Here is a 24,337-nt window from a genome sequence, read left to right as displayed (position 1 = left end):
AATTTATGCTTCGTGATGGTTGAATTGTTTTAAGAATCGAACATCATTCGTATAGAAATGACGGATATCGTCCACACCGTATTTCAACATGGCAATCCGTTCCACGCCCATTCCAAATGCGAATCCAGAGTATTTTTTGGAATCGAAGCCAGCCATCTCAAGGACGTTCGGATGAACGATTCCCGCGCCAAGCACTTCAATCCAGCCTGTTTGTTTACATACGCTACAGCCTTTACCACCACAGATTTTACAAGAAATATCGACTTCGACAGAAGGCTCCGTAAATGGGAAGAAACTTGGACGTAGACGGATTTCACGATCTTGCCCGAAAACTTTTTTCGCAAATACGTCAAGCGTCCCTTTCAGGTCGCTCATGCTGATGTTCTCATCGATGACCAGGCCCTCAATCTGCTGGAACTGATGGGAGTGTGTCGCATCATCGTTATCACGGCGATATACTTTTCCTGGGCAAATGATTTTAACGGGACCTTGACCTTTATGTTTTTTCATCGTTCTAGCTTGAACCGGTGAAGTGTGCGTCCGCATCAGGATTTCATCCGTGATGTAGAAGGAATCCTGCATATCACGTGCGGGATGGCTTTTTGGCAAGTTAAGTGCCTCGAAGTTGTAGTAGTCGCTTTCGACTTCCGGACCTTCCGCAACGGTGTAACCCATCCCGATGAATAAGTCTTCGATTTCTTCGACAACACGTGTTAATGGGTGAAGATTCCCCTTGTTAACCGGACGTCCTGGCAGAGTCACATCAATCGTTTCCGTTGCCAGCTTAGCATTGACAGCTGCTGTTTCAAGTGCTTTTTGTTTTTCTTCGATCTTGGAAGCGATCGCTTCTCGTACATCATTGGCCAGTGCCCCGATTTTCGGGCGTTCTTCGGCAGATAATTTACCCATGCCGCGCAATACCTCAGTGATTGGCCCTTTTTTCCCTAAATAAGCAACACGGACTTCATTCAGTTCCTTTAATTCGGAAGCGGCGGTTACTTTTTGCAACGCTTCTTCCTGCAGTTCTAGTAAACGTTCCTGCATCATGTTTTCCTCCTTTATTTTCCTTTTGTAAAAATGAACACAAAAAAACCCCTATCCCTAAAGGGACGAGGTTTATGTATCGCGGTACCACCCTTATTAGTGCAAGGACAAATAAACTCCTGCACTCACTTCATAAAAATAACGGCTTTTCACCGGAACATTTTTCGGACGATATGTCTTCCCAATGCCAACTCGAAAGGTGAATTCCCTTAAGCAGTGCCATAAAAATGCTTTCAGTCGAGGCATTTTTTCCCTGGATATGGATACCTTAAGTTACTACTCTTCGTCATCGTTGTTTGCATTATAAAATTCTGTTTCATTATAGTATAATTCGGCGGCCGTTTCAAATTCATTTTCGCAAATGGTACATTAAAATCCCGGCAGCGATTCCCACATTAAGCGATTCGCTTTTTCCGTAGATGGGGATATAAAGGTTTTTTGTCGTCTTCGCCAATAATTCCTTCGAAACGCCTTGGCCTTCGTTACCGACAAGCAGGGCGAATCGAGATGTTTTCTCGACTTCTTCAAATGGTGAAGCACCTTCCAAAGCCGTGCCATAAACCGGCGTCCCGCCCTGTTTCAGCTCTTCGATGATCTCGGATAGGTTTGCTTTAATGACAGGCATATGGAATAGGCTTCCTTGTGTCGAACGAACCACCTTCGGGTTATATAAATCTGCGCATCCTTCGCCAACAATGACTGCATCCATACCAGCTGCATCCGCTGTCCTGATCATCGTACCTATATTCCCCGGATCTTGAACAGCATCGATCAATAATAGCTTATCCGGATTGATGGACTCCATGCTCATTACTTTCTGTTCACACACCGCAGCAATTCCCTGCGGGGCCTCCGTATCGCATATCGCTTTCATGATTTCATGTTTCACATAAATGACTTCCGTGCCTTCGAGTTTAAAATCGGCACGCATTTCCATTTCTTCATTGACGATCACTTCGATGACGATTTCTTCTTTTAATGCTTCTTCAACAAGGTGAAATCCCTCGACTAAATATTTGCCTGTCTTATCGCGCTCTTTTTTAGTCAATAGCTTCTTCCATTGCTTAACTTGCGGGTTTTTTACGGATTCGATATATTTCAAGGGTAAACGCTCCTTTAACTTCACACTGATTTTCCTATTATAACGCAATTCACATACATATTGCATGTGTGTTTGTGAAATGCTATTAATGTCAGTCATTATGTGTTAGAGGAGGAATAATTGTGAATTTAAATCTACGTAATGCGATCATCCAAAATGTATCTGGAAATTCGCAAGAGCAGCTGGAAGACACGATTGTCGATGCGATACAGAACGGCGAGGAAAAAATGCTGCCTGGCTTGGGCGTATTATTCGAAGTCATCTGGCAAAATTCATCCGAGCAGGAAAAACAGGAAATGATCACTGCCCTTGAAGCAGGTTTAAAAAAATAACAGCCCTCGGAGGCTGTTATTTTTTTGATTCGCTTACTTCGTCATCGGTACCACTTTATCCGAGGCAGCCTTCATTTCAGCGACAGACACTTCCTCATCGAGAAGTAGAATGAATTTTTTCTCACTTACTTCTTTTAGGATCTCATTTGTCTCGGTTACGGAGTACCCGTATTTCATGAAAAAGGTACGTAAATCCCCCGATCCTTCTTCCGTGAAGAAATGAATGATTTTCTCTAGAAACGTATCCTTATCCTGGTTGGCGATGATCAATATATCCGTATGTTCATTTCCTAGCTGCACATCATTTTTTATGTCAGCTGCCACTGTCATTTGTATGCCAGTCACGCCTTTTGCTTGTAAATCATGAATTGCAGCAAGTAGTTCCGGATTAGAGTCAAAAACACCATAAACGTTTTTGTCCATGTTTTCTTCCTCCTTGTTACTTCACTTGAAATAGAATTCCTCTGTAATTATACCTTGTCGCTTTATCAATAAACAAGCAAATAATGCATTGGGAAATGCTAGCTTATGGCTGAAAAACCCACAAAATAACAGCCTCCGGCAGGCTGTTATTTTGCGCTCTTACAGTTTATCGGTGTTGATTCGATTTTTGATATAATCGTCTTCCAATTCATCCTCTTTAACATCACGGTTCAGAGATCGTTCTGAATCGAATCCTTTTTGGGTATCGGCTGAAAAAGCTTCAGCATGTGGGTCGCTTGCCACTGTTCCTTCACCGTACCCCTTCTCCTGCTGCTTAAATTTTTCAGTGGAGTTGGCCCTGATTTCCCTTTCTTGAGCTCGGTTCGAGTCCAGCTCTTCATGATTTTCAAAGATATCGGCAGAATTCCCGTGCAGTTCTTTGCTTCTCCCTGGCTGTGCCTCCACTTCCCGTGTTTGATAGGCATTAGCAGTCGTCTCCGGAAAAAGGTTCGGGTCGGGGTTGTTCACCACTCCTGTTTTAAGCGGATCTTCTATAAGTGGTTCGTCATCATGCATATCGTCTGACGCGGCTGTCTTGTCATTTGTAAGAATCAAGAATTTCCCTGCCTCCACTTCGTTTATATAAGCGGTCACTTCACTATCGGCAAGACCCATTTCACCTAGCCTGTTCCTGATGTCGCCATGTCCTTCGTTCAGGAAAAAATGTTTCATTTTATCAATAAAGGATTCCTCGTTAGAGTTAGTAACGACCTCGACATCCGGATCACGCTTTTCATTGACAAAATTCAAATCTTCTTTCCTATCAGCTATTACCGTTATTTCTCCTTCATGGACCCCCTTTTCCTTGAGGGATTGTATAGCCTGGTTTATTTCTCTTTCCGTATTAAAAACACCAAATAATGTTTTTCCCATGCTTCTTTCTCCTCCTATTATTCCGTTATTTCTTCTTATGTGTATTTATACCCTGATGGGTGCTAATTAAACAAAAAAGTTTGCTCTCCCTAGCCTCGAAGCTTAATAAGTCTTTAAAATCAAAAAAAGCCTGCAGTTTTAAAAACTGCAGGCCATTTCCTTCACTCTTAGAAGCGGTCGGTTCTACGATCAGTTGCTTTTTCCTCATTCACGATCGATTCATCTGTACTATCAAGCTGAATATCTTCCTTTTTAAGAGTATCCTGAACTTGTTCCGTTTCTTGTACAGCATGTTTCTTGATCACAATTTCATCAGTGACGACCGGTTTTTTCGAAACTTCCAGTTTTTCTTCAACAACGGGGATCCGTAATGTTTCCCCATTTTCAATGCTACCGGCTTCCAGATTCGATTCCCGTCCTGAAACTGATCTATGCTCGACTGTCACTTCTTCGTGTTCAACAGGGACATTAATGGTTTTATGCTGTTCATGGACTTCTTTGTTAATGACGACTTCACCTGTCTGAACTCTTTGTTTGTCAATGTTCAGCTGTTCTTCTCGTAGTGTAAGCGTCCTTTCATCCTCTGGCAATTCACGACCTTGTCCGTTGACTCCATAAACATCTTCTTTATTTAGTGTATCGGTTTTTTCAGTGCCGTTATATAGTTGGTTGGTGGAGTTTGTATCAAGCCTTGTTCCGGCAGTGTCCATATTTCCGGTAGTGAATTTATCTCTTGCCGTTCCTAGATGGCCTTCACCTTCTTCAACGAGAACCAGGACTTTTCCATTCTCCACATCAAAGACATGTTCAGCCGCATCACTGTTTGAAAGGCCTGCATTCGCCAATCTTGTTGAAAGGTCTGCCGTATCTTCCGGCATGAAGAATCGTGCCACCTTGTCCATAAATGATTCGTCGTTAGAAACATTCGTCATCGTATGAACATCCGTTTCGCGTTGATGGTTCGTGAAATCCAATGTTTCTTCTTTGTCTGCGACGACCGTAATATCGTCTCCTTCAAAACCCTTTGCCTTAAGTGCATTAATTGCTTGGATCACTTCCGCGTTTGATTCATATACTCCATATACTGTTTTATTCATTTTACATTCCTCCTTAGGTTTTGTTGTTTTGTTTAGTGGATGCTATATATAATCAGTACCCGCCATAGTCCTAAGTAAACGAGGAATTCATATTTCTTTTTTGTTATAACATTTACAATTCGTTCTCAGCACAGAACGAATTTTTTACTAATATCCAGGCTTTACAGTGGTTTTCGACTTTTTCAAATGTAATGTTTAACCAAATGATTCCATATATATTTTACCTGCACTCTTTTTCTTCTATTATTATAAAGCCACAGCCTTCATAAGCAGGTCTGCAATATGCACCGCTTTCGTACATTCCCCCAAGTTTTCCCTCTCGATCCCCAATTGCATTTGTAATAAACAGCCGGGGTTCGCGGTAACGACAACGTCCGCCTGCGTTGATTTGGTGTGCTCCATTTTCGTGTCGAGAATTTTCATCGACATCTCTGATTCGACGATATTATAAATTCCCGCCGATCCGCAGCAGCGATCTGCATCCTTCATTTCGCGGAAATCGATTCCTTCTATTGCTTGAAGGAGAATTCGCGGAGCAATGGATGTATTCATCACATTTCGTAAGTGACACGAATCCTGGAAAGTTATCGTTTGAGCTGGCAATTTCAGGCGAGTTTTTTCATGAAAGCGTAAATCAACGAGAATCTCACTGATGTCTTTCAACTTATTTTTAAAAGCAATTGCCCGTTCATGCCACTCCGGTTCATCTTGAAGTAAATGGTCATAATCGATGAGAAAAGCTCCACAACCGCCGGCATTCGTAATTATATAATCCACTCGGTCCGCTTCAAAGGCTTCAATATTACGCTTGGCCAATTGCTTTGCCCCATCTTTTTCACCACTGTGCCCATGCAGCGCCCCGCAGCAAGCCTGGGATTTCGGAATCACGATTTCACATCCGGCTAGCTGAAGAAGCTTTAGTGTCGCCTTGTTCGTTTCCAGAAACATCGTATCCATTAAGCAGCCGGAAAAAAATGCGACCTTTTTAAGTAGCGTACCCATTGCAGGCAGCTCGGTTGGCCTGTTTTTCATTTCTGATCTCTTCGGAACCTTTGGCAGCACCTTTTCCATGGTCGCCAAATTATCGGGCAGTATGCTTAGGACCCCTGTTTTGCGGGCGATATATTGCAGACCCGACCTTTGATAGAAGCCAAGCAAGCTTGTCATGTTCTGCATTCGCTCCTGATGTGGGAATAGTCCGCTAAAAACGGCCTTGCGGATTGTCTTCACAGGAAAACTATGTTCCTTATTCTGATGGATGATATCCCTTGCTTCTTCCAGAAGATGGCCATATTTCACACCGGAAGGGCACACAGGTTCACATGCCCTGCAGCCTAGGCATAAACTTAAAGAACGTTCGACATCTTCATCGGGCTCTATTACTCCATCCGTCACCGCTTTCATCAGGGCAATCCGACCCCTCGGCGAATGAGATTCCTTTAACCCGGATTCAATGTATGTCGGGCAATGGGGCAGGCAGAAACCACACCTCATGCAATTCAGCAGTTCATCTTCATTCATTTTTTCCGCAAATTGACTGGCAATCGCTTCTCTTTCCTGAACGGTCGTCATGAAGTAACCACCACTCTTTTCCTGCTTTCCTTGGCAAAGACTTTGCCGGGATTCATGATATTATTGGGATCAAATGCTTGCTTTATCGACCTCATGGCGGCAACCCCCTCCTTCTTAAGCTTCCATTCAAGATAAGGTGCCTTCATTGCACCGACTCCATGTTCACCGGTGATCGTCCCGCCAAGATCGATAGCCGCGGCAAAAATGTCGGCAAAGGCAAGCTCCACCCTCTCCATTTCTTCATGATCACGAGCATCCGTAATACATGTAGGATGGAGGTTCCCATCCCCTGCATGACCGAATGTACAAATGTTCACGTCATGCTTGCTGGCAATTTCATTAATCGCTCGAACCATCTTGGCAATTTCCGAACGGGGAACTGTCGCATCTTCCAAAATGGTCGTCGGCTTCAGCCGAGCCAGTGCAGAGAGGGCAGTACGTCTTGCCGTTTTCAGCGCAGCTGCATCAGACTCCGTCTCGGCAATTTCCACGGAAACCGCCTTTTCTTCCAGGCAGATATCAGCCATCCTTTTCATATCACGCTCCACCACTTCTAAAGGACCATCCTGTTCAATCAAAAGGACCGCTTCCACATTGGTCGGCAACCCGATTTTCGCAAAATCCTCAACGACGACCAACGTCGGCCGATCAAGGAATTCGAGGGTGACAGGAATGATCTTATTTGAAATGATTTTAGCCACGGACTGTGCTGCAGCATCCAGATCTTGATACAGTGCTAGCATCGTCTTTGTCGTTTCCGGCATAGGGATCAGCTTTAAAATCGCTTCCGTAACGATCCCTAGCGTTCCCTCGGAGCCGACCATTAGCTTCGTTAAATCATACCCCGCTACATCTTTCGCAAGCTTGCCCCCTGTGTGTATGATGTCCCCATTCGGAAGGACCACTTCAAGCCCGATGACATAATCACGGGTGACTCCGTACTTTAATCCTCGCAGTCCACCGGAGTTCTCATTAATGTTGCCTCCGATCGTGGAGATTTTCATTGAACTTGGATCCGGCGGATAAAACAAGCCCTTCGGCTCAACTGCTGAAATCAAGTCCAAAGTGATGAGTCCAGGTTGCACCGTCGCCGTTAAGTTTTCTTCATCTATTTCAAGCAATGCGTTCATTCGAGTGAATAATAGAACAAGTCCGCCCTCCGTCGGGCAGGTGCCTCCGCTCAAGTTCGTTCCAGACCCGCGTGGAACGATCGGAATGTTGTGCTCGTTGCACACCTTGACGATTTCCGACACTTCGGCTGTACACCCCGGTTTAATGACGGCGTCAGGCATCGCTTGATATCCTGGTGTGGCATCATATGAATAAACTAGGCACTCCACTTTCGAATCATCGTAATTTTCCGCACCAACGATGGAAAGAAGTAGTTGCTTAACCTGCTTTGTTATCATGTTTGAATTTCCCCCTCTTCATTACAATCACAATTGATAGCTTTGATATAATTTAAGTATAAGGAAACAACGACACAATCATCTATGTATGAAAATACATATTTTTAATTTTTTTTCACAATTAATCTGTATGTTTATCCAATACCCTTAGTGCTAGATAAAGTGTGACCAAATCTGCCAGCTTCCTTGGATTCAGTTCGGTCAGGTCTTCGATCCGCTTGAGTCTATAATGGAGGGTATTGATGTGGATATGAAGGGCTGCCGCGGTGTCCTTCATGGACAGGTCACAGGCAAAGTAGATGGAAAGGGTTTTAAGCAACTCCTCATGGGGAAGCAATTCCTCAATTGTCCGGGCTACATATTCCCCTCTTGTTTCTACGGTAACCTCATCAAGCAGGACTTCAAGCTTCAAATCCTCGTCAAATACAATCCCTGCTGATGGAATTGCAATTTTCAACGAGCGCTCCGCCTTAAAAAAAGCCTTTCTGAAGGCGGAGCCAGACATCGGCGAGCTAACCCCCACACTTACTTTAAAACCAGAGCTATCTTCCAGCTTTCTTTGCAGTTTACGTAATTTAATGAATTGTTGATCTCTTGATTCGATAAAATCGGGTGCTGAGAGAAGAACGAACTGATTCCGGCCCCACCTGACGACGATGTCCAATGGATGCTGTTGCCTTACGTAAATCTGAAGTGCCCTCCACACATGTGGCTCAATGACTTTTTCAGTCTTGAATTCACCTAGGATGATGGTTCTTTCTACATGAACATCGATTCCAAGCAGCTTCGCCTTCTGAAGGAACGGCTCATGGAACGTTTGAAGCTGATGCCATTCAAAGACGAAGAATTCCCTCAGACGTGATTGAGATTCCTCCTGTTCGAGGTGATAGCTTTCCTGAATGAACATTTCCGTCATCTTTTTTAATAGTTCGGCATAGGGGGAAACAAGTTCAGGATCCCCGGTGATGCCAATTACACAAACGGCTTCCTGATTAAAGAAAATCGGGAGGTTGATTCCCGCCTTCACCCCTTTCCAGCTTCGCTCATCCTGTTTATTTATAATCAATTTCTCGCGGTTTTCAAAAGCGTGTATCGCCCCTTCATGGTAGGAGCCAATCCGGCTGTCATCAGTGCTCGCGATGATCGTACCAGCATGATCAATGATGATGATCTCCTCATCAATCAATTTACGGACCTCTTGCACCAATTTTTCAGCCACGGCTGACAATTGCATGAACCTTCCTCCTTCACTATTGGGCTTGGAATATATTTTGGCGGCCCCTTTCCAAAAAGGGCGCCTTATTCTACTTTATGGTATCATCCAGGAGGAAAGGACGCCATATTGCAAGAAGGTAATCACATATACGAGCAGCTATTAGAATAAAATCAAGATTATTTATGGTGAAGGACATTTGTGTTATATACTATTTACTAGAGAAATTCATAGAAAATAGAGGTGCTACTACTTGGTATACAAAAAAATAAAACCGAAAAAAATTTATGAAGTCGTCAGCGATGAACTTTATGAAATGATTCGGTCTGGTACCTTGAAGCCAGGTGATCAATTGGATTCCATTCAACAGCTTGCAGAAAATTTCCAAGTCGGCCGCTCGGCCATCCGTGAAGCACTAAGTGCTTTAAGCTCAAGGGGTCTCATTGAAATTAAGCAAGGGGAAGGAACATTCGTTAAAACATTCGACCCTGCCATCATGAATCATCCTTTGACTGCTGCGCTTTTGCTGGATCAAGATAATATCAAGCATTTGCTCGAGGTTCGCAAAATCCTTGAATCCGGTACGGCTGAAGTTGCTGCAAAGAAACGAACGAACGAAAACCTTGCCGAACTAAAGGAAAGGCTTTTCAATATGAAAAGCGTCTCTGACGATGAAGAATTGAGCGATAAAGCAGATATTGCTTTCCATGTTGCCGTGGCCAACGCTTCACAAAATGAGCTACTTATTTCTTTGATGAACCACGTTTCTGAACTAATGACGGAAAAGATGAGTGATATCCGCAGGGCTGCCTTATATTCCGAAGAAATGACGCTTAATCAGCTCTATCAGCAGCATGCAAGGATTTATGAGGCAATCGTTGAGCAAGATGAAGCAGGAGCCCGCAATGCCATGCTGTTTCATTTGCAATGTGTCGAGGGATCATTGGACGGGGTCATCAATAAAATCCGATGATATTGTTATAATTTTCAAAACACTCTATACAAACAAAGATAAAATTGATATTATTTTGAAAACGACTTCTTCATGTACAAGATTGGAAATTGGTGTTCGGTATTCCTTTTTCCATTTTTCAGTCATCAGATGACCTGATAACCTAGTAAGAAAAGGAGGAGTTTAAATTGAAAGTGACTCTCTTTGCTACATGCTTAGTTGATCTGTTTCAATCCAATGTCGGTAAAGCAACGGTGGAGCTGCTGGAGAGATTGGGCTGTGAGATCGATTTCCCTGAGTCCCAGATATGCTGCGGACAGCCAGCCTATAATAGCGGGTATACAAAGGATTCGAAGGAAGCGATGAAAAAGATGATCAGAACGTTCGCAGACGCTGAACACATCGTCACCCCTTCCGGTTCCTGTGCAGCGATGTTCAAGGAATATCCGGTTCTTTTTCAAGGAGATGTCGAATGGGAAAAGAAAGCTATCTCATTAGCGGAAAAGACCTATGAATTGACCCAGTTTATCGTCGATGTCTTAAAAGTGACCGACGTCGGGGCAACCTTTAAGGGAAAGGCGACTTATCATACTTCTTGCCATATGACAAGGCTGCTTAAAGTGAAGGAGGCCCCTTCGATTTTATTAAGCCATGTTAAAGGCCTTGAAATGACCCCTCTTCCGGATGCTCAGAACTGCTGCGGATTCGGCGGCACATTTTCAGTTAAAATGGGCGATATTTCCGGACAAATGGTAGAGGAGAAGGTCTGCAATATTCAAGACACCGGCGCCGATTTTTTAATCGGCGGGGATTCAGGATGTTTGATGAACATCGGCGGACGCATCCAAAGGAAAGGAGAACCGATTCAAGTGCTTCATATTGCGGAAGTGCTGAATGGTATGTAAAGAAAGCAAGGAGGGGAAAAACGATGGCTATGAAAACGAGCTCGGCCAAATTTAAAGAACGGGTTGATGAAGGATTACATAATGATTTTATGCGCATGGCCGTATCGAGTGCCCAAGAACGATTGCATGGACGAAGGCTGACAGCAGTAGATGAATTGGGCAATTGGGAGGATTGGCGGTCACTTGGGCAGGAAATCCGGCAGCATGTCCTCGCCAACCTTGACTTCTATTTGCACCAGCTTGCTGAAAATGTTTCAAAACGGGGCGGTCTTGTTTTTTTCGCCGAGACCGCCGAAGAAGCAAGCGGATACATCAAGGATGTGATTGTTAATAAGAAAGCCAAGAAAATCGTGAAATCCAAATCGATGGTCACGGAAGAGATCAATTTGAATGCTGCCCTTGAAGCAATTGGCCTCGATGTCGTGGAAACGGATCTTGGCGAATACATTTTACAGGTGGATGATCATGATCCCCCTTCCCATATCGTGGCACCTGCCCTGCATAAAAACAAAGAACAGATTAGAGAAGTATTTAAAGAGAAGCTGGGATATACGCAAACCGAAAAACCAGAAGAGCTCACCGCCCATGTCCGAGGCATCCTGCGAAAGGATTTCTTAAGCGCCGATGTGGGGATTACCGGCTGTAATTTTGCAATTGCGGAAACGGGCTCGATTGGTTTAGTGACGAATGAGGGAAATGCTGATCTGGTCACCGCTCTTCCAAAAACGCAAATTACCGTGATGGGAATGGAACGGCTCGTCCCCACTTTCGATGAATTCGAGGTCCTTGTCAGCCTCTTGACAAGAAGCGCCGTCGGTCAAAGATTGACCAGCTACATCACTGCCCTTACCGGTCCTCGAGACGAAGGCGATGTCGACGGCCCAGAGGAATTTCATCTGGTGATCGTCGATAATGGACGTTCCTCCATTTTAGGAACCGAGTTTCAATCCGTGCTTCAATGCATCCGCTGTGCTGCCTGTATCAATGTATGCCCGGTCTATCGCCAGGTTGGCGGCCATTCATATGGTTCCATTTATCCGGGGCCAATCGGGGCAGTGCTTTCCCCCTTGCTCGGAGGATATGATGATTTCAAGGAGCTTCCATATGCATCGACTCTTTGTGCAGCCTGTACAGAGGCTTGTCCGGTTAAGATTCCCCTGCACGATTTACTCAGAAAGCATCGTGAAGTTATTGTGGAAAAGGAAAAAATGGCCCCATTTTCGGAAAAGATGGCGATGAAGGCATTCGGTATCGGCGCAGCCTCTCCTATGCTTTATAAGTTTGGTTCCAAAATGGTCCCTTCTGCCATGTCTCCTTTTAAAACGGGAGATAGCATCTCAAAAGGGCCGGGTCCGCTGAAGTCCTGGACAGAAAGCCGAGAGTTTCCTGCGCCAGGTAAAGAGAGCTTTCGGGACTGGTTCAAAAATCGTGAGAAGGGAGGAAACCCATCGTGAAGGGAACCATCCATAATGAAGAGTCGTTTTTAGCCAATATTGCCAAAAACCTAGGAAGGCCTGTTATAATCGAGGGCATTTCACTGCCTGTTTGGAAGAACTCCCCCCAAAGGGAGGTTTTGAAACAGGCGACACCTAATGAGCTTGTCGAGGAATTGCAGGAGCAGTGTAAACGGGTCCATACCGAGTTTCATCTGACTGATTCTACGCAAGTGAAGCATCGTTTAAATCAGGTGATCGAGCAGCTTGGTAACGGCCCCTTGATCATCCCAAAGGACGATCGGTTTTCAGAGTATGAATTGGATGATTTATTATTGGAAAAAGACACGTTTGTATGGGATCACCAAGCTGGCAGAAAAAACATAGAAAAAGCTGAGCGTGCCAACATCGGAATCACATTCAGTGAAATGACATTGGCAGAATCAGCGACCGTCGTCTTGTTCAACAGCAAGGATCATGGCCGATCCATCAGCTTCCTTCCCTCCTGCCATGTTTCAATCATCCCAAAAAGCACCATCGTTCCGCGAATGACCCAGGCTGCTGCGGCCATCCGTTCGAAAGTCTCCCGTGGTGAAGTTATTCCTTCCTGTATTAATTTCATAACCGGACCAAGCAATTCTGCCGATATCGAAATGGATCTAGTCGTTGGCGTCCATGGTCCCATAAAGGCGGTCTATATTGTCGTCGAAGATAAGTAGATGCAAAAGAAAATGGAGTCGACCTTTTTCTGGTCCACTCCATTACTATCTTTTCGTTAAAATTATTCGTAAATGATTCGATCTACGGCTTCACGGTCAAGGCGTTTGATCACTTCTACAATGAGCTTGACAGCGTTCTCGTAATCATCTCTGTGCAGCATCGCCGCATGTGAATGAATGTAGCGGGTTGCAATCGTGATTGCCAATGCGGGCACTCCATTTGCCGTCAAGTGGATGGAGCCGGCATCCGTTCCGCCTCCAGGAATCGATTCATATTGATAAGGAATGTTCATTTCATCAGCCGTGTCGGTGACGAAATCGCGCAATCCCTTATGCGCCACCATCGATGCATCATAAATGACGATTTGCGGGCCTTCCCCCATCTTACTCATCGCTTCTTTATCGGTTACCCCCGGTGTATCACCGGCAATGCCGACATCGACAGCAAAGCCGATATCCGGCTGGATCTTGAATGTCGATGTTTTCGAGCCACGCAGGCCGACCTCTTCCTGCACGGCGCCAATTCCGTAGACGACATTGGGATGTTTACTATCTTTCAACTGCTTAAGCACATCTATGGCGATGGCACAGCCAATGCGATTATCCCAAGCTTTGGCAAGCAGCATCTTTTCATTATTCATGACGGTGAACTCGAAATATGGCACGACCATATCTCCTGGCTTGACGCCCCATTCCTTCACTTCTTCCTTGCTTGTTGCTCCAATATCAATGAACATGTCTTTAATATCGATTGGCTTTTTCCTCGCCTCAGGTGACAGGATGTGCGGCGGCTTGGAACCGATGATCCCTGTTACATCACCTTTACCCGTGACGATCGTCACGCGTTGGGCAAGCATCACCTGTGACCACCAGCCTCCTACCGGCTGAAAACGTAAAAATCCTTTGTCATCAATTTGGGTGATCATGAAACCGACTTCGTCCATATGTCCCGTAATGACGATTTTCGGTCCGTTTTCATCACCCGTTTTCTTGGCAATTAAACTTCCCAGGCCATCTGTCGATATTTCATCCGCAAATGGTGTTATGTATTCGGTCATCACTTTTCTTACTTCACTTTCATTTCCTGCTATGCCTTTAGCATCCGTTAAGTCCCGGAGCATTCGCAACGTTTCATCTAATTGAGCCATCTTCTTTCCTCCCTGTTTCTAACAACATAAGAATAATTATACAAAAAATCGTTCGCATAAACAATCAGTAGCCTTGCTTTTGGCGTTCATAATTCACTTCATTTTTGCTTACATATGCCTGTTCCACATCCACTGCGGAAAATCCGAGCATCTCCCCTAAATATAGATACTCCCTAAACACCTTTTGAAACGCTGCCTCGTTAAGTACTATGCGGAATTCACTGATATAGCCGTAAATCGCAATGAATTGAGTCGTCAGATCAGTCTCTTGCTTCTTTCGAACCGCTTGAATTTCCGGTACAAAACCAAGGTCGATCCCAAGTGACAAAATGAAATGGATGCCATCCACATATTCAGCCAATACCGTTTCTTTCTCGGCAGGGCCTTTAAGACTCCAGAACTTAAAGCATCTCGTTTCGTTAGCCAGCTCCCCAAGCTCCACTAACAGCGCGAGAATCTTCCGTTCGACCAAGTTTTCTGCACCTAAATCATGCTTGGCTTGAATATGTTCATCCAAGGCCGCCTGCATGTCCAATAATTTTACTATGTTCATTTTCATCACTACTTTCTATCATCATCCATTAAATTATAACAAATAAATGAAACTTATTAAAAACCCATACGTAAATGAAGGGAATCACTCTGTTTAGGGAGGTCGCTCCATGGTATTGATACTGCGGTTCATTCTTTTGGCTTTCATCATCCTTTTCATATATACGGTCATCAAATACCTAATGAACCCAAAACGAAAATTAGAGCTCGCACATGAACAGAAAAAATACTTTCTTCTCGACGAAACAGCCAATATCCACAAGAATTTTTTGTTGACGTATAACGGGGTCATGTTTGAAGGGGAAAAGTATTTAGGAACGACGGAACGCTCATTCGAGGTCATATCGATCTTCATCTGGCCCAAAACGGTCGCCGGCTTGAAAGGCTTGAAGCGAACTGACTTCTTGAAAATCGAGGCAGCGATAAAAAAACAATATCCCGATGCGGTTATCGATTGGAAAAGTCCGGTTAAGGAATTTTTGAAGAATGATTGACAGTCACGCAAGAAAAGCCTTGAGTACACTTCCCTCAAGGCTTTTCTTTTTAATCATGAGATCGAAAAAATTCCTTCCAGGGAACGACGGTCTGCTTCTCCCTCAATAAATAGAGCAAAACGGTTAAGGATAATAAAATGATGACGATCAGCGTCGGACTGAAGTCTGCAATATAGTGGCCAAAAACCGTGTAGACGAAGGCAAGGGGGATATTAGTCATGAAGGATAGGTAAAGATAATCTTTCAAACCCTTATTGGATTCCAATAAGCAAAGCGACAATAAGTGAAAATGGATGAACGGTATGAGCCGCAGTACGGCAATTTGCCGGCTGTTCAGCTTTCGATTTCCGAAAAGCTTATTCTTAAGCCGCAGCAGCTTATCTTTGGTTTTCGGGAATTTGCCTATCACGAAATAGAAGATCATGCTCGATAACGTCAAGCCGATAACCGAATATATGGTTCCAAAAGCTGCCCCGAATAACACCCCCCCAGACATGCAGACCACAATGACGGGAATGAATAAAAACTGCCGTAATAAATGAAACGTGATAAAAATCAACGGTGCAAACACGCTGCCTGATTGAACGTAGCTCATCACAAGTGTCAGTTTATCATTCATGCTCTCCCTCCAGCTACTTCTTGCTGCTTCTACAAGCATATACATTATACGGGCTACATATTACCATTGAATGAATATCTTGATCAGTAAGGCTATCTGAAGAATCATCAATAAGGGCAGGCCCCACTTAAAAGCTGCATGCTTCGTCTTATGGCGGAAATGCTTCATTCCCAGAAAAGCCCCGGTCCCTCCGCCTATGACCGCCCAAAACCAAAGTGTCTTTTCTGCTATCCGGTACTCCCGATTACGCGCTTTCCTTTTGTCGATTCCCATTATGGCAAACCCGATGATGTTCGTGATGATTATATATGCAACAATGAACCATACTCCCTGCATCCTCATTCCTCCTTTAAATATGTAAAAAGCCACCCTCTAAAAAAGAGAGTGGCTGATATCAGTAGACTTATTTGTCTAATTGTTGTTTAGCAGCAGTTGCTAATTGAGCAAAAGCTTGTTCGTCAGCAACAGCAAGATCAGCAAGCATTTTGCGGTTCACTTCGATACCAGCAAGCTTTAGACCATGCATTAAACGGCTGTAAGAAAGACCGTTGATGCGTGCAGCTGCGTTGATACGAGTGATCCAAAGTTTGCGGAAATCACGTTTCTTTTGACGACGGTCACGGAAAGCATAGTTTCCTGACTTCATTACTTGTTGGTTAGCTACTTTGAAAAGAATATGTTTCGCGCCATAGTAACCTTTAGCTAATTTTATTACCTTTTTACGACGTTTGCGAGTAACAGTACCGCCTTTTACACGTGGCATGTTATTTCCCTCCTATTTAACTCGATAAATCGAACTTATTTAATGTTGTCTAGCATATGACGAATACGTTTGAAGTCACCTTTGCTTACAAGGCTAGCTTTGCGAAGCTTACGCTTTTGCTTAGTAGATTTGTTAGCAAATAAATGGCTTGTGTAAGCGTTAGAACGCTTAAGTTTGCCGGATCCAGTCTTTTTGAAACGTTTAGCAGACCCGCGGTGAGTTTTCATTTTAGGCATAAGGTATTCCTCCTCATTACAAATTACTTTACAATTACTTTTCAGCTTTTGGTGCTAAGATGATGAACATGCTGCGTCCATCCATTTTTGGATGTTGCTCGATTGTAGCCACTTCTTTACATGCTTCAGAAAAACGAACGAGTACACGTTGACCAATTTCCTTATGCGTAATGGCACGTCCTTTGAATCGGATAGAAGCTTTTACTTTATCGCCTTTTTCAAGGAATTTAATACCGTTGCGAAGCTTCGTATTGAAATCATGTTCTTCAATCGTCGGGCTCAAGCGAACCTCTTTCAGACTGATGACTTTTTGATTTTTACGTGCTTCCTTGTCTTTCTTTTGCTGCTCGAAGCGGTGTTTTCCGTAGTCCATGATCCGGGCTACCGGAGGCTTTGCATTTGCAGCAACTAAAACTAGATCAAGATTTACACGAGCGGCAATTTCCAATGCTTCGAATTTCGTTTTAATTCCAAGTTGTTCTCCGTTTTGGTCAATAAGACGAACTTCACGGGCTCGGATGCCCTCGTTTACCATCGCGTCTTTACTAATAGTTAGCCACCTCCAAAGATATTGGCGAATACGAATATTTGAATCAATTCGGTCACGCTCACAACTCGCTTACAGGATATAATCATAATAAAAAAGTGTGGATGCATGCTGCACCCACACTGATAGACTCATTCAGAAAGATCCAAATAATCAAATCATGACCTGTTAACTGCATTGCTTGCGTCAACCAGGTGAGAAGCGGGTGCTTCTTCTTTTCCTCAAACACGTATTCAATTCACTTTAGAAATATATCATAAACACTGATGACTTGTCAAATGCTAATTTTATTCGTTTTTCACAACAAAATTAATATTATCAGACATTCTGTAATTTGACAATACGTTTTTTCAAAGTAATTTGGACAAAAAGTATTCATCATGATACTTCCCAGCAAAAAACAGTGATTCCCGCTTTACTCCTTCTTGTTCAAACCCCATCTTTTCATACAAGCTAAGCGCACGGACATTACTTGCTATAACGGTTAACTCCAGGCGACGGATTCCGTTTTGGCGGGCAAACTTCTCCATGTCCTCGAATAACCTCGTCCCGATGCCTTTCCCCCGATCGCCTTCCTTGATGCCGATGACGATCTTGGCTGAATGCCTCGTTCTTTCAAGCCTGCTCCCTACTAACAGTAAATACCCATGCAATTCATTGCCACTCGCAGCAACAAGGAATGCGGAATGGGGATTTTTTTCGATTTGCTCGATTTGTCTTTCCATTTGGATGTTCGTCGCGTTTCTTTCACCAGGGTTAAATAGCATATACCCGGAATCTTCAACATGATTGAACAACGCTGCCAACTTATCACTGTCTTGCCTCGAAGCGCTTCTAATTTCCATTTTCCGCCACTCCCCCAATGGATGATACCTTAGTCAGTCAAATGTTAAGAGTTTTCTTTTGCTTTTTTCTTTTTCTCGATCGAGTCCCAAGAAAAGAGAATGATCCAAAAAAGCAGGACCGGGACAATCGCATATTGGCGATAATCGTCCAACACCAAAAGAATGATGATCGCAAGGAATGTTGGTCCGAATAGATAAGAAAATTTCTTTTTCATGCTGATCCTCCCTTTCATAATTGTTGTTTATTCATTCACATGATGGTCTCATTTTAGCATGACTGAATGAAAAAAGGGACACAACAATATGTGCCCCTTTTTACCATTAGCGGCTTACTTCCGCTTTAATGGCTGCAACAAAATCTTCAAAAGCGATCGTTTCCGATTTTTGTTCACCGTATTTACGTACATTCACACTGCCTTCTTTGACTTCATTGTCGCCAACAACGAGCATGTACGGAATTTTTTGCATTTGCGCTTCCCGGATTTTATAACCGATTTTCTCGTCACGTGTATCCAGATCGACACGAATGCCTTGCGCTTTAAGTTTTTCCTGCACTTCTTTCGCATAATCCAAATGCACTTCCGGTGAGACCGGAATCACTTGGGCCTGGATAGGAGCCAGCCAAGTCGGGAATGCTCCCTTGTATTCCTCGATCAAGTAAGCGACGAAGCGTTCCATTGTCGAAACGACACCGCGGTGTATGACAACCGGGCGATGCTGCTTGCCGTCCTCACCGACATAACTAAGATCAAAGCGCTCAGGAAGCAAGAAATCAAGCTGAACAGTGGAAAGCGTTTCGTCTTTTCCTAAGGCCGTACGCACTTGAACGTCAAGCTTCGGACCGTAGAATGCAGCTTCACCTTCTGCTTCAAAATAATCCAGTCCAAGCTCATCCATGGCATCTTTTAACATGCCTTGAGCTTTTTCCCACATCGCATCATCATCGAAATATTTCTCTGTATCTTGCGGATCGCGATAAGATAGACGGAATGAATAATCCTTGATATCGAAATCTTTATATACCTCAAGGACAAGGTTCACAACACGCTTGAACTCTTCTTTGATTTGATCCGGACGGACGAAGATGTGAGCATCGTTCAATGTCATCCCGCGTACACGCTGCAGTCCGGAAAGCGCACCTGACATTTCATAGCGGTGCATCAAGCCAAGCTCGGCAATCCGGATCGGCAGTTCGCGGTAGCTGTGGATGCTGTTTTTATAGACCATCATGTGATGCGGACAGTTCATCGGACGCAAAACAAGTTGTTCGTTTTCCATCTCCATGACAGGAAACATGCCGTCCTGGTAATGATCCCAATGTCCGGATGTTTTATAAAGATCCACGCTTCCCATTACAGGTGTGTAGACGTGGTCATAGCCTAGACGTTCTTCCTTATCGACGATATACCTTTCAATCGTCCGGCGAATTGTCGCGCCTTTCGGTAGCCACATCGGCAGTCCTTGCCCGACTTTTTGTGAGCTCATGAACAAGTTCAATTCCTTGCCGATTTTACGATGATCCCGTTCCTTGGCTTCTTCGAGGAAGCGTAGGTGCTCAGCTAATTCTTCCTTCTTATAAAAAGCCGTTCCGTAAATGCGCTGTAGCATTTTGTTTTTGCTATCGCCTCTCCAATAAGCACCAGCGATGCTCAACAGCTTGAATTCCTTGATTTTCCCAGTTGATGGGACGTGAATTCCACGGCAAAGATCAAAGAATTCCCCTTGCTCATACAGCGTTACTTGCTGCTCCGCAGGAATCGCATCGATCAGCTCCAGTTTATACTCATCGCCAATTTCTTTAAAACGGGAAATGGCTTCATCACGACTGACCTCGATACGGGAGATTTCCAAATTCTCATTCACGATTTTCTTCATTTCTTTTTCAATCAATGGAAGATCTTCAGGGGTCAATGATTCCTCTAAATCGATATCATAGTAAAAACCGCCCTCGATGACTGGACCCACTCCGAATTTAGCATTTTTGTACAAGCGCTTGATGGCTTGAGCCATTAAGTGAGCTGTACTGTGACGCAGCACTTCAAGCGCATCAGTTGCATCCTGAGTAACGATTTCAATTGTTCCGTCCTCTAGAAGCGGACGTTTCAAATCATATAATTCACCATTGAATTTTCCGGCAATCGATTTTTTTCTTAAGCCAGGACTGATCGATTGGGCGATGTCCTCAGTTGTTGTGCCTTTGGCAAACTCCTTCACCGCTCCGTCAGGAAAAGATATTTTCAGTAATTCAGACATTTTTAGTTTCACTCCTTCTTAAAAGTTCAGACAAAGTCCTTGCAGGCAGCAGATTCCAATCCAACACAAAAAGCCCGCCCCTGTATAAATACAGGGACGAGCTTAGTAATAGATATCATTAACCCGCGGTTCCACCCTCGTTCCATTTTGCTTTTCAAGGCAATACGGCACTTGTAACTTGGTAACGGCAGCTTCCCGTCAGCTCATAATCGCATAATGCTTGCTTTCCGAGCCGAAGTTTAAAGGTGGTAAGTGTTCCATGCGAATAGGAAGCTTTCAGCCTGTTGGCTCCCCTCTCTGATAAACGGCAACTAGAATACCCTTGTCCTCATCATAACTTTTGTTTTTTAATAGTATGTAGGAAATTATAAGTCGTTATACGGGGAAAATCAAGGTTAATTTTTTCTTACGGAATAAAGTTATTCAATTGAACGGGAAAATGACGAAAGTGGCAGAACAGTCGCCCGCTCTTCGAAAATCCTTGAGATCGTTTGTATGAGGCCCTCTTCCTTGTCATCTGTATAAATATATAACGTGACAGGTGCGATTGATAACAGTGGAGCCAGTATCACCGTATCGAGAAAAAGTGAGCTTTTCGCAAGCAGCCTCCTGTCAATCAAACTATTGATTTTCGGGCGGTCGAGCTTCGAGAATTCCTGATCGTAAAAATGAAAACCATCATTGTTGACGAGGTGAAGCTTTGTTAATTTCGGCTCCTGCCCAAAAAGGCAATCTCGGAGCGTAGCGATGAAATTTTGATAATCCTGTTCCAATTTATATTCATCGATCGCCTTGACAACAAACTTCTCCAACGTGTGCTGAAATGACTTCAATCGAAAGGTCGTGAAAGAATCGAATGAAAAAGAAATCTTCCCCTCCAATATGCTTTGCAGCCCGAACTCAATCGATCGTTTCTCATTACTGAATGCCGCATCCCCATTAACAGCCCTTTCCCCTTCGATGATCGAGGAGGCAATTTCGATGATCGCTTCGATTTCCTCCCGCTCTCTATAGAAAAATTTCCCGACGATGATTTGTTCAAGTACGGAAAGCGTCTTTTCTTCCAATAAAAATGCATGAAATGAGTCACGAAGCAGGATTAACCATTTATCACCTGAAGACTTTGTCATATCCACATGCATGCCTTGCTGCGGAAGAAATTGAATGTATGGTCGAATTTCCGCCCCTAGTGGATGGACAGAAACGAAATTAAGCAATTTCAATGCCTCTGAATCATTTTGAAACGAAATTTGCACTACGACACCCCCCCTTCCCCCTTGCTTCTTTTTTCATGTATATGGGGTAGGGGACAGGTTTAGAAGTAGATAGGGACCTGTATGAAAGAAAAAAGTGACCTCTAAAAAAGAGACCACTTTACTTTATCTTCTCCGGTTCACTCCATCAAGTCTTACAGGCTCCGCCAAATATTGAATTCTTTCCAATACCCGGGCCGCTTTCACTTCTTCCTTCTCACCCCGCTGTGAAAAGGTCAGGTGATTCTCCAAACCATTCATATCGAAATTCGAAGTGAAGAACGTCGGAAGATTTTCGAGCATCCTAAATTGCAAAATCGGACCGAAGACCTCATCACGTCCCCAGCTCGTCATCGACTCTGCCCCGATATCATCCAGCATAAGGATAGGTGCCGTCTTCACCATCTCGATTTTTTCATTGACCGTATTATCACCAATCGATCCCTTGAGCTCCCTTAAATAATCGGGAACATAGACGATAAGGGAAGCGATTTGCCTTTGAGCAAGTTCATTGGCGATCGCACCAAGTAAATACGTTTTCCCCACGCCGAACTTGCCGTATATATACATGCCTTTTTGCCTTTTACCTGGTTCATACTCCATAATGAACGACATCGCCTTACTTAAGACACCCAAGCGTTTGTTTTCATCATCCGTTTGGGTAAAATCCTCGATCGTCGCTTTTAAAATATCCTTTGGCACGTATAGGCTGCGAATCAGTTTTTCCCGTTTCCGCTTTTCGTCTTCAGCCAGCTTCCGCGGACAAACTTCATAATTCAAATTCAGGGCCTTTCCTTGAACAACCAATTTCGGATAATACCCATGCATCATATTGATGCAGCCATCCAAGCTCGGGCATTTGTCGCACTTATTACTTTGTGAAGTGAATTCATAAAGCTTTCCCAGGTTTTTATCAATCATTTCCTTCGTGACAGTCGAACTATTGGCATTCAAGAATAACCGCACCTGCTCGTCTTCAAAAATCTCCTGTTTCAGCTTTTCATAACGCTGTTGAAATTGGTTCGTATTCGCCAATTTATTAAGCGAGCGATTAATCTTTTCCATCGTTCATTTCACCTCCTGCTTTCCATTGCTTCCATTTCTCCTGAAGCTCTCGTTTTTGGGCGTCCAGTTCAGGCTGATCCACAGTCTGCTCCTGTACAGCTTTTTCCTTTTTCTCAAGCCATTCCGGAACGACTTCTTCCCGAATTGCCTTTTTCCGTCCGCCTTTGGCCGCATTCCCGCTGCCTTGAGCCCAGTCCTGATATTTCCGGTGTTCGTTTTTGGCTAGCTCCATCGCCTCAATGACGGTGGAAACCTTAAGCCGTGCCCAATGGCCTGCCAGCTTTTCGACATAGCCCTTCGTGAATTTCATATCCGTTTTGAGCATAACATATTCAATCAGGACATTGACGACACCTGGATTCAGCTTTTGATTGATCATCACGCCTTCCACCACCTTCAAATCTCCGCTTGATGGCTCTGCACCGCCTGACAATTGCATGAGCCGCTCGCGTGGTGAGATTGTTTCCAAATGACGGATCAGCTCTTGCTCCTGCGTTTTCGGTTCTTCTTTTTGTGTCCGTTCACGTATCGGCTGCACCCGATTAACAAGGGACGGCATATCAGCCTGCCTTTCGATTTGATACCAATCCCTTGCCGCTTTTCGAAGATTCTCCTCATCTATCTCATCATCCAATGAAACGGCATCCATCACTAGTTTTTGCATTTCGAGCGGATCGATGCCATATAAAAAAGCAAGTTTGGCAATCGTACTTCTTATTTTCGGCGTAAACGCCTTTTTTGGTACGATCGAGGATTTCATCCCGGCAAATAACAATTCAAAATCAAATGAATGATCAAACCCCGAAGGTTCGACTCCCTCGGCCCGGTCGATGAATTGCTGCTTGGGCAACGGCTGCCATTCATTTGCCGCTTCATCGGTTACGTATAAGGAGTCCAAATGATCGGATGAGAAGACCTCCGCAAACGACTTCGTCACACGGTCATATTGATCAGTCAAGATCTGGTCATCACAAAAGAATCGCTTTAACCGGTTGAATTGCGCTTTGCCAATTTTTTTGTATAAGTAGATATTCAGCATCCCATCCGTAAAAAACTGCTGAGGGGACAACGGAGGGTTCAATTCATAAATGAATTCCTTCGTACCATTTTTCGATTGCTTATATACATTCAGCAAGCCGATCCCCTCAAGCAATAGGCGTGCTTCGTAAATGTCACCTAGCTTCAGGCCGATGGTATTCATCAGTTGATAATGTGAGGAAGTTTCAGACCATAACCTGTTTTCCTCCAGCTCACTCCACAGCGTCATGTATAAGCTAATGCAGATAGGTCCAATAAGAGGTTGATATAGTCGGGTCAGTATTTTCCGATCATAATCATGAAGCAGCCCCGCAGATGAGACCAAGTATGAATCCGCTGGGAGCAATTCTTGCCAATGCATTGACATCTCCATTCAAACCTTTCAAAAGA

The 24,337-nt window shown here is 44.0% G+C and carries 27 protein-coding genes and 2 other annotated features; of the genes, 6 read left to right on the top strand and 21 right to left on the bottom strand.

Features of this window, described 5'->3' with window-relative positions; genetic code table 11:
• Positions 1 to 3 precede the first annotated feature (3 nt).
• The gene (pheS, locus tag ASU00_RS00485) at positions 4 to 1,044 is read right to left on the bottom strand and encodes a phenylalanine--tRNA ligase subunit alpha (protein ID WP_057911490.1); all 1,041 of its coding nucleotides are present in this window, start codon (positions 1,042 to 1,044) and stop codon (positions 4 to 6) included.
• 58 nt (positions 1,045 to 1,102) lie between these two features.
• Positions 1,103 to 1,343: a binding site (T-box leader), on the bottom strand.
• A 50-nt stretch (positions 1,344 to 1,393) separates the two neighbouring features.
• Positions 1,394 to 2,146: a TrmH family RNA methyltransferase gene (locus ASU00_RS00480; RefSeq protein ID WP_057911489.1), complete on the bottom strand. Its 753-nt coding sequence runs from the start codon at positions 2,144 to 2,146 to the stop codon at positions 1,394 to 1,396.
• A gap of 122 nt (positions 2,147 to 2,268) precedes the next feature.
• On the opposite strand from ASU00_RS00480, the gene sspI reads away from it, so the two are divergent.
• Positions 2,269 to 2,478 (top strand): small acid-soluble spore protein SspI, encoded by a 210-nt coding sequence (gene sspI, locus ASU00_RS00475; RefSeq protein ID WP_057911488.1) that lies wholly within the window; start codon positions 2,269 to 2,271, stop codon positions 2,476 to 2,478.
• A 33-nt stretch (positions 2,479 to 2,511) separates the two neighbouring features.
• On the opposite strand, the gene ASU00_RS00470 is transcribed toward sspI, so the two are convergent.
• The 6 genes from ASU00_RS00470 to ASU00_RS00445 form a co-directional block, all read right to left on the bottom strand.
• Positions 2,512 to 2,901 carry a general stress protein gene (locus ASU00_RS00470; RefSeq protein WP_057911487.1) on the bottom strand — a complete coding sequence of 130 codons (390 nt, stop codon included), beginning with the start codon at positions 2,899 to 2,901 and terminating at the stop codon, positions 2,512 to 2,514.
• Between the two features lie 159 nt (positions 2,902 to 3,060).
• Complete coding sequence (locus ASU00_RS00465) at positions 3,061 to 3,834, bottom strand: YflT domain-containing protein (RefSeq protein ID WP_057911486.1); 774 nt, start codon at positions 3,832 to 3,834, stop codon at positions 3,061 to 3,063.
• A 167-nt stretch (positions 3,835 to 4,001) separates the two neighbouring features.
• Positions 4,002 to 4,931, bottom strand: coding sequence for a YsnF/AvaK domain-containing protein (locus ASU00_RS00460; protein ID WP_057911485.1), 930 nt, complete (start codon positions 4,929 to 4,931; stop codon positions 4,002 to 4,004).
• Between the two features lie 246 nt (positions 4,932 to 5,177).
• Positions 5,178 to 6,503 (bottom strand): (Fe-S)-binding protein, encoded by a 1,326-nt coding sequence (locus tag ASU00_RS00455; RefSeq protein WP_057911484.1) that lies wholly within the window; start codon positions 6,501 to 6,503, stop codon positions 5,178 to 5,180.
• Positions 6,500 to 7,912, bottom strand: a complete 1,413-nt coding sequence (gene glcD / locus ASU00_RS00450) for a glycolate oxidase subunit GlcD (protein WP_057911483.1) — start codon at positions 7,910 to 7,912, stop codon at positions 6,500 to 6,502. The genes ASU00_RS00455 and glcD overlap by 4 nt, the downstream gene beginning before the upstream one ends.
• A 121-nt stretch (positions 7,913 to 8,033) precedes the next feature.
• Complete coding sequence (locus ASU00_RS00445) at positions 8,034 to 9,146, bottom strand: CdaR family transcriptional regulator (protein WP_057911482.1); 1,113 nt, start codon at positions 9,144 to 9,146, stop codon at positions 8,034 to 8,036.
• A 232-nt stretch (positions 9,147 to 9,378) separates the two neighbouring features.
• On the opposite strand from ASU00_RS00445, the gene ASU00_RS00440 reads away from it, so the two are divergent.
• From ASU00_RS00440 to ASU00_RS00425, 4 genes are all read left to right on the top strand, one after another.
• Entirely contained in the window at positions 9,379 to 10,098 is a 720-nt protein-coding gene (locus ASU00_RS00440; protein WP_057911481.1) for a FadR/GntR family transcriptional regulator, read from the top strand.
• 167 nt (positions 10,099 to 10,265) lie between these two features.
• Positions 10,266 to 10,982 carry a (Fe-S)-binding protein gene (locus ASU00_RS00435; protein WP_057911480.1) on the top strand — a complete coding sequence of 239 codons (717 nt, stop codon included), beginning with the start codon at positions 10,266 to 10,268 and terminating at the stop codon, positions 10,980 to 10,982.
• A gap of 23 nt (positions 10,983 to 11,005) precedes the next feature.
• Positions 11,006 to 12,436, top strand: a complete 1,431-nt coding sequence (locus tag ASU00_RS00430) for a LutB/LldF family L-lactate oxidation iron-sulfur protein (RefSeq protein WP_057911479.1) — start codon at positions 11,006 to 11,008, stop codon at positions 12,434 to 12,436.
• The gene (locus tag ASU00_RS00425) at positions 12,430 to 13,134 is read left to right on the top strand and encodes a LutC/YkgG family protein (RefSeq protein ID WP_236712564.1); all 705 of its coding nucleotides are present in this window, start codon (positions 12,430 to 12,432) and stop codon (positions 13,132 to 13,134) included. Before ASU00_RS00430 ends, ASU00_RS00425 begins: the two co-directional genes overlap by 7 nt.
• Positions 13,135 to 13,196: 62 nt before the next feature.
• On the opposite strand, the gene ASU00_RS00420 is transcribed toward ASU00_RS00425, so the two are convergent.
• Together ASU00_RS00420 and ASU00_RS00415 are read right to left on the bottom strand one after the other, a co-directional pair.
• Positions 13,197 to 14,282 carry a M42 family metallopeptidase gene (locus ASU00_RS00420; protein WP_057911477.1) on the bottom strand — a complete coding sequence of 362 codons (1,086 nt, stop codon included), beginning with the start codon at positions 14,280 to 14,282 and terminating at the stop codon, positions 13,197 to 13,199.
• A 64-nt stretch (positions 14,283 to 14,346) separates the two neighbouring features.
• Positions 14,347 to 14,835, bottom strand: coding sequence for a dUTP diphosphatase (locus tag ASU00_RS00415; RefSeq protein ID WP_057911828.1), 489 nt, complete (start codon positions 14,833 to 14,835; stop codon positions 14,347 to 14,349).
• A gap of 109 nt (positions 14,836 to 14,944) precedes the next feature.
• Between ASU00_RS00415 and ASU00_RS00410 the strand changes: the two genes are divergently transcribed.
• On the top strand, positions 14,945 to 15,328 hold the full coding sequence (locus tag ASU00_RS00410) for a hypothetical protein (RefSeq protein ID WP_057911476.1): 384 nt from the start codon (positions 14,945 to 14,947) through the stop codon (positions 15,326 to 15,328).
• Between the two features lie 49 nt (positions 15,329 to 15,377).
• On the opposite strand, the gene ASU00_RS00405 is transcribed toward ASU00_RS00410, so the two are convergent.
• The 11 genes from ASU00_RS00405 to ASU00_RS00360 all read right to left on the bottom strand — a co-directional run bounded on the left by ASU00_RS00405 (position 15,378) and on the right by ASU00_RS00360 (position 24,308).
• Complete coding sequence (locus ASU00_RS00405) at positions 15,378 to 15,947, bottom strand: TVP38/TMEM64 family protein (RefSeq protein WP_057911475.1); 570 nt, start codon at positions 15,945 to 15,947, stop codon at positions 15,378 to 15,380.
• A gap of 60 nt (positions 15,948 to 16,007) precedes the next feature.
• Positions 16,008 to 16,283, bottom strand: a complete 276-nt coding sequence (locus tag ASU00_RS00400; RefSeq protein ID WP_057911474.1) for a DUF1294 domain-containing protein — start codon at positions 16,281 to 16,283, stop codon at positions 16,008 to 16,010.
• A 67-nt stretch (positions 16,284 to 16,350) separates the two neighbouring features.
• Positions 16,351 to 16,710 (bottom strand): 50S ribosomal protein L20, encoded by a 360-nt coding sequence (gene rplT, locus ASU00_RS00395; RefSeq protein ID WP_034309067.1) that lies wholly within the window; start codon positions 16,708 to 16,710, stop codon positions 16,351 to 16,353.
• Between the two features lie 35 nt (positions 16,711 to 16,745).
• Positions 16,746 to 16,946: a 50S ribosomal protein L35 gene (gene rpmI, locus ASU00_RS00390; RefSeq protein ID WP_034309070.1), complete on the bottom strand. Its 201-nt coding sequence runs from the start codon at positions 16,944 to 16,946 to the stop codon at positions 16,746 to 16,748.
• Between the two features lie 34 nt (positions 16,947 to 16,980).
• Complete coding sequence (infC, locus tag ASU00_RS00385) at positions 16,981 to 17,481, bottom strand: translation initiation factor IF-3 (protein WP_057911473.1); 501 nt, start codon at positions 17,479 to 17,481, stop codon at positions 16,981 to 16,983.
• A 98-nt stretch (positions 17,482 to 17,579) separates the two neighbouring features.
• Positions 17,580 to 17,716 (bottom strand) — a sequence feature (ribosomal protein L20 leader region).
• 127 nt (positions 17,717 to 17,843) lie between these two features.
• On the bottom strand, positions 17,844 to 18,338 hold the full coding sequence (locus ASU00_RS00380) for a GNAT family N-acetyltransferase (protein WP_057911472.1): 495 nt from the start codon (positions 18,336 to 18,338) through the stop codon (positions 17,844 to 17,846).
• Between the two features lie 44 nt (positions 18,339 to 18,382).
• Positions 18,383 to 18,553 carry a hypothetical protein gene (locus tag ASU00_RS25265; RefSeq protein ID WP_155645463.1) on the bottom strand — a complete coding sequence of 57 codons (171 nt, stop codon included), beginning with the start codon at positions 18,551 to 18,553 and terminating at the stop codon, positions 18,383 to 18,385.
• A gap of 106 nt (positions 18,554 to 18,659) precedes the next feature.
• Complete coding sequence (thrS, locus tag ASU00_RS00375) at positions 18,660 to 20,591, bottom strand: threonine--tRNA ligase (RefSeq protein WP_057911471.1); 1,932 nt, start codon at positions 20,589 to 20,591, stop codon at positions 18,660 to 18,662.
• Positions 20,592 to 21,010: 419 nt separating this feature from the next.
• Positions 21,011 to 21,847, bottom strand: coding sequence for a sporulation protein YtxC (ytxC, locus tag ASU00_RS00370; RefSeq protein WP_057911470.1), 837 nt, complete (start codon positions 21,845 to 21,847; stop codon positions 21,011 to 21,013).
• 123 nt (positions 21,848 to 21,970) lie between these two features.
• Positions 21,971 to 22,909 (bottom strand): primosomal protein DnaI, encoded by a 939-nt coding sequence (gene dnaI, locus ASU00_RS00365; protein ID WP_057911469.1) that lies wholly within the window; start codon positions 22,907 to 22,909, stop codon positions 21,971 to 21,973.
• Positions 22,896 to 24,308: a replication initiation and membrane attachment family protein gene (locus ASU00_RS00360; protein ID WP_330219503.1), complete on the bottom strand. Its 1,413-nt coding sequence runs from the start codon at positions 24,306 to 24,308 to the stop codon at positions 22,896 to 22,898. The genes dnaI and ASU00_RS00360 overlap by 14 nt, the downstream gene beginning before the upstream one ends.
• Positions 24,309 to 24,337 lie beyond the last annotated feature (29 nt).

This window comes from Peribacillus muralis (assembly GCF_001439925.1).
Classification (GTDB): domain Bacteria; phylum Bacillota; class Bacilli; order Bacillales; family DSM-1321; genus Peribacillus; species Peribacillus muralis.
The sequence above is the reverse complement of the archived record's forward strand: the minus strand, read 5'-3'. Positions and strand labels throughout refer to the sequence as shown.

What these genes read in the sequence shown, in the direction of transcription:
- thrS (WP_057911471.1), bottom strand. Translation starts at nt 20,591, where the DNA reads ATGTCTGAATTACTGAAAATATCTTTTCCTGACGGAGCGGTGAAGGAG.
- ASU00_RS00360 (WP_330219503.1), bottom strand. Translation starts at nt 24,308, where the DNA reads ATGCATTGGCAAGAATTGCTCCCAGCGGATTCATACTTGGTCTCATCT.
- ASU00_RS00410 (WP_057911476.1), top strand. Translation starts at nt 14,945, where the DNA reads ATGGTATTGATACTGCGGTTCATTCTTTTGGCTTTCATCATCCTTTTC.
- ASU00_RS00415 (WP_057911828.1), bottom strand. Translation starts at nt 14,835, where the DNA reads ATGAACATAGTAAAATTATTGGACATGCAGGCGGCCTTGGATGAACAT.
- rpmI (WP_034309070.1), bottom strand. Translation starts at nt 16,946, where the DNA reads ATGCCTAAAATGAAAACTCACCGCGGGTCTGCTAAACGTTTCAAAAAG.
- dnaI (WP_057911469.1), bottom strand. Translation starts at nt 22,909, where the DNA reads ATGGAAAAGATTAATCGCTCGCTTAATAAATTGGCGAATACGAACCAA.
- ASU00_RS00400 (WP_057911474.1), bottom strand. Translation starts at nt 16,283, where the DNA reads ATGCAGGGAGTATGGTTCATTGTTGCATATATAATCATCACGAACATC.
- pheS (WP_057911490.1), bottom strand. Translation starts at nt 1,044, where the DNA reads ATGCAGGAACGTTTACTAGAACTGCAGGAAGAAGCGTTGCAAAAAGTA.
- ASU00_RS00430 (WP_057911479.1), top strand. Translation starts at nt 11,006, where the DNA reads ATGGCTATGAAAACGAGCTCGGCCAAATTTAAAGAACGGGTTGATGAA.
- rplT (WP_034309067.1), bottom strand. Translation starts at nt 16,710, where the DNA reads ATGCCACGTGTAAAAGGCGGTACTGTTACTCGCAAACGTCGTAAAAAG.
- ASU00_RS25265 (WP_155645463.1), bottom strand. Translation starts at nt 18,553, where the DNA reads ATGAAAAAGAAATTTTCTTATCTATTCGGACCAACATTCCTTGCGATC.
- glcD (WP_057911483.1), bottom strand. Translation starts at nt 7,912, where the DNA reads ATGATAACAAAGCAGGTTAAGCAACTACTTCTTTCCATCGTTGGTGCG.
- ASU00_RS00445 (WP_057911482.1), bottom strand. Translation starts at nt 9,146, where the DNA reads ATGCAATTGTCAGCCGTGGCTGAAAAATTGGTGCAAGAGGTCCGTAAA.
- ASU00_RS00465 (WP_057911486.1), bottom strand. Translation starts at nt 3,834, where the DNA reads ATGGGAAAAACATTATTTGGTGTTTTTAATACGGAAAGAGAAATAAAC.
- ASU00_RS00455 (WP_057911484.1), bottom strand. Translation starts at nt 6,503, where the DNA reads ATGACGACCGTTCAGGAAAGAGAAGCGATTGCCAGTCAATTTGCGGAA.
- ASU00_RS00420 (WP_057911477.1), bottom strand. Translation starts at nt 14,282, where the DNA reads ATGGCTCAATTAGATGAAACGTTGCGAATGCTCCGGGACTTAACGGAT.
- ASU00_RS00470 (WP_057911487.1), bottom strand. Translation starts at nt 2,901, where the DNA reads ATGGACAAAAACGTTTATGGTGTTTTTGACTCTAATCCGGAACTACTT.
- infC (WP_057911473.1), bottom strand. Translation starts at nt 17,481, where the DNA reads ATGGTAAACGAGGGCATCCGAGCCCGTGAAGTTCGTCTTATTGACCAA.
- ASU00_RS00460 (WP_057911485.1), bottom strand. Translation starts at nt 4,931, where the DNA reads ATGAATAAAACAGTATATGGAGTATATGAATCAAACGCGGAAGTGATC.
- ASU00_RS00405 (WP_057911475.1), bottom strand. Translation starts at nt 15,947, where the DNA reads ATGAATGATAAACTGACACTTGTGATGAGCTACGTTCAATCAGGCAGC.
- ASU00_RS00380 (WP_057911472.1), bottom strand. Translation starts at nt 18,338, where the DNA reads ATGGAAATTAGAAGCGCTTCGAGGCAAGACAGTGATAAGTTGGCAGCG.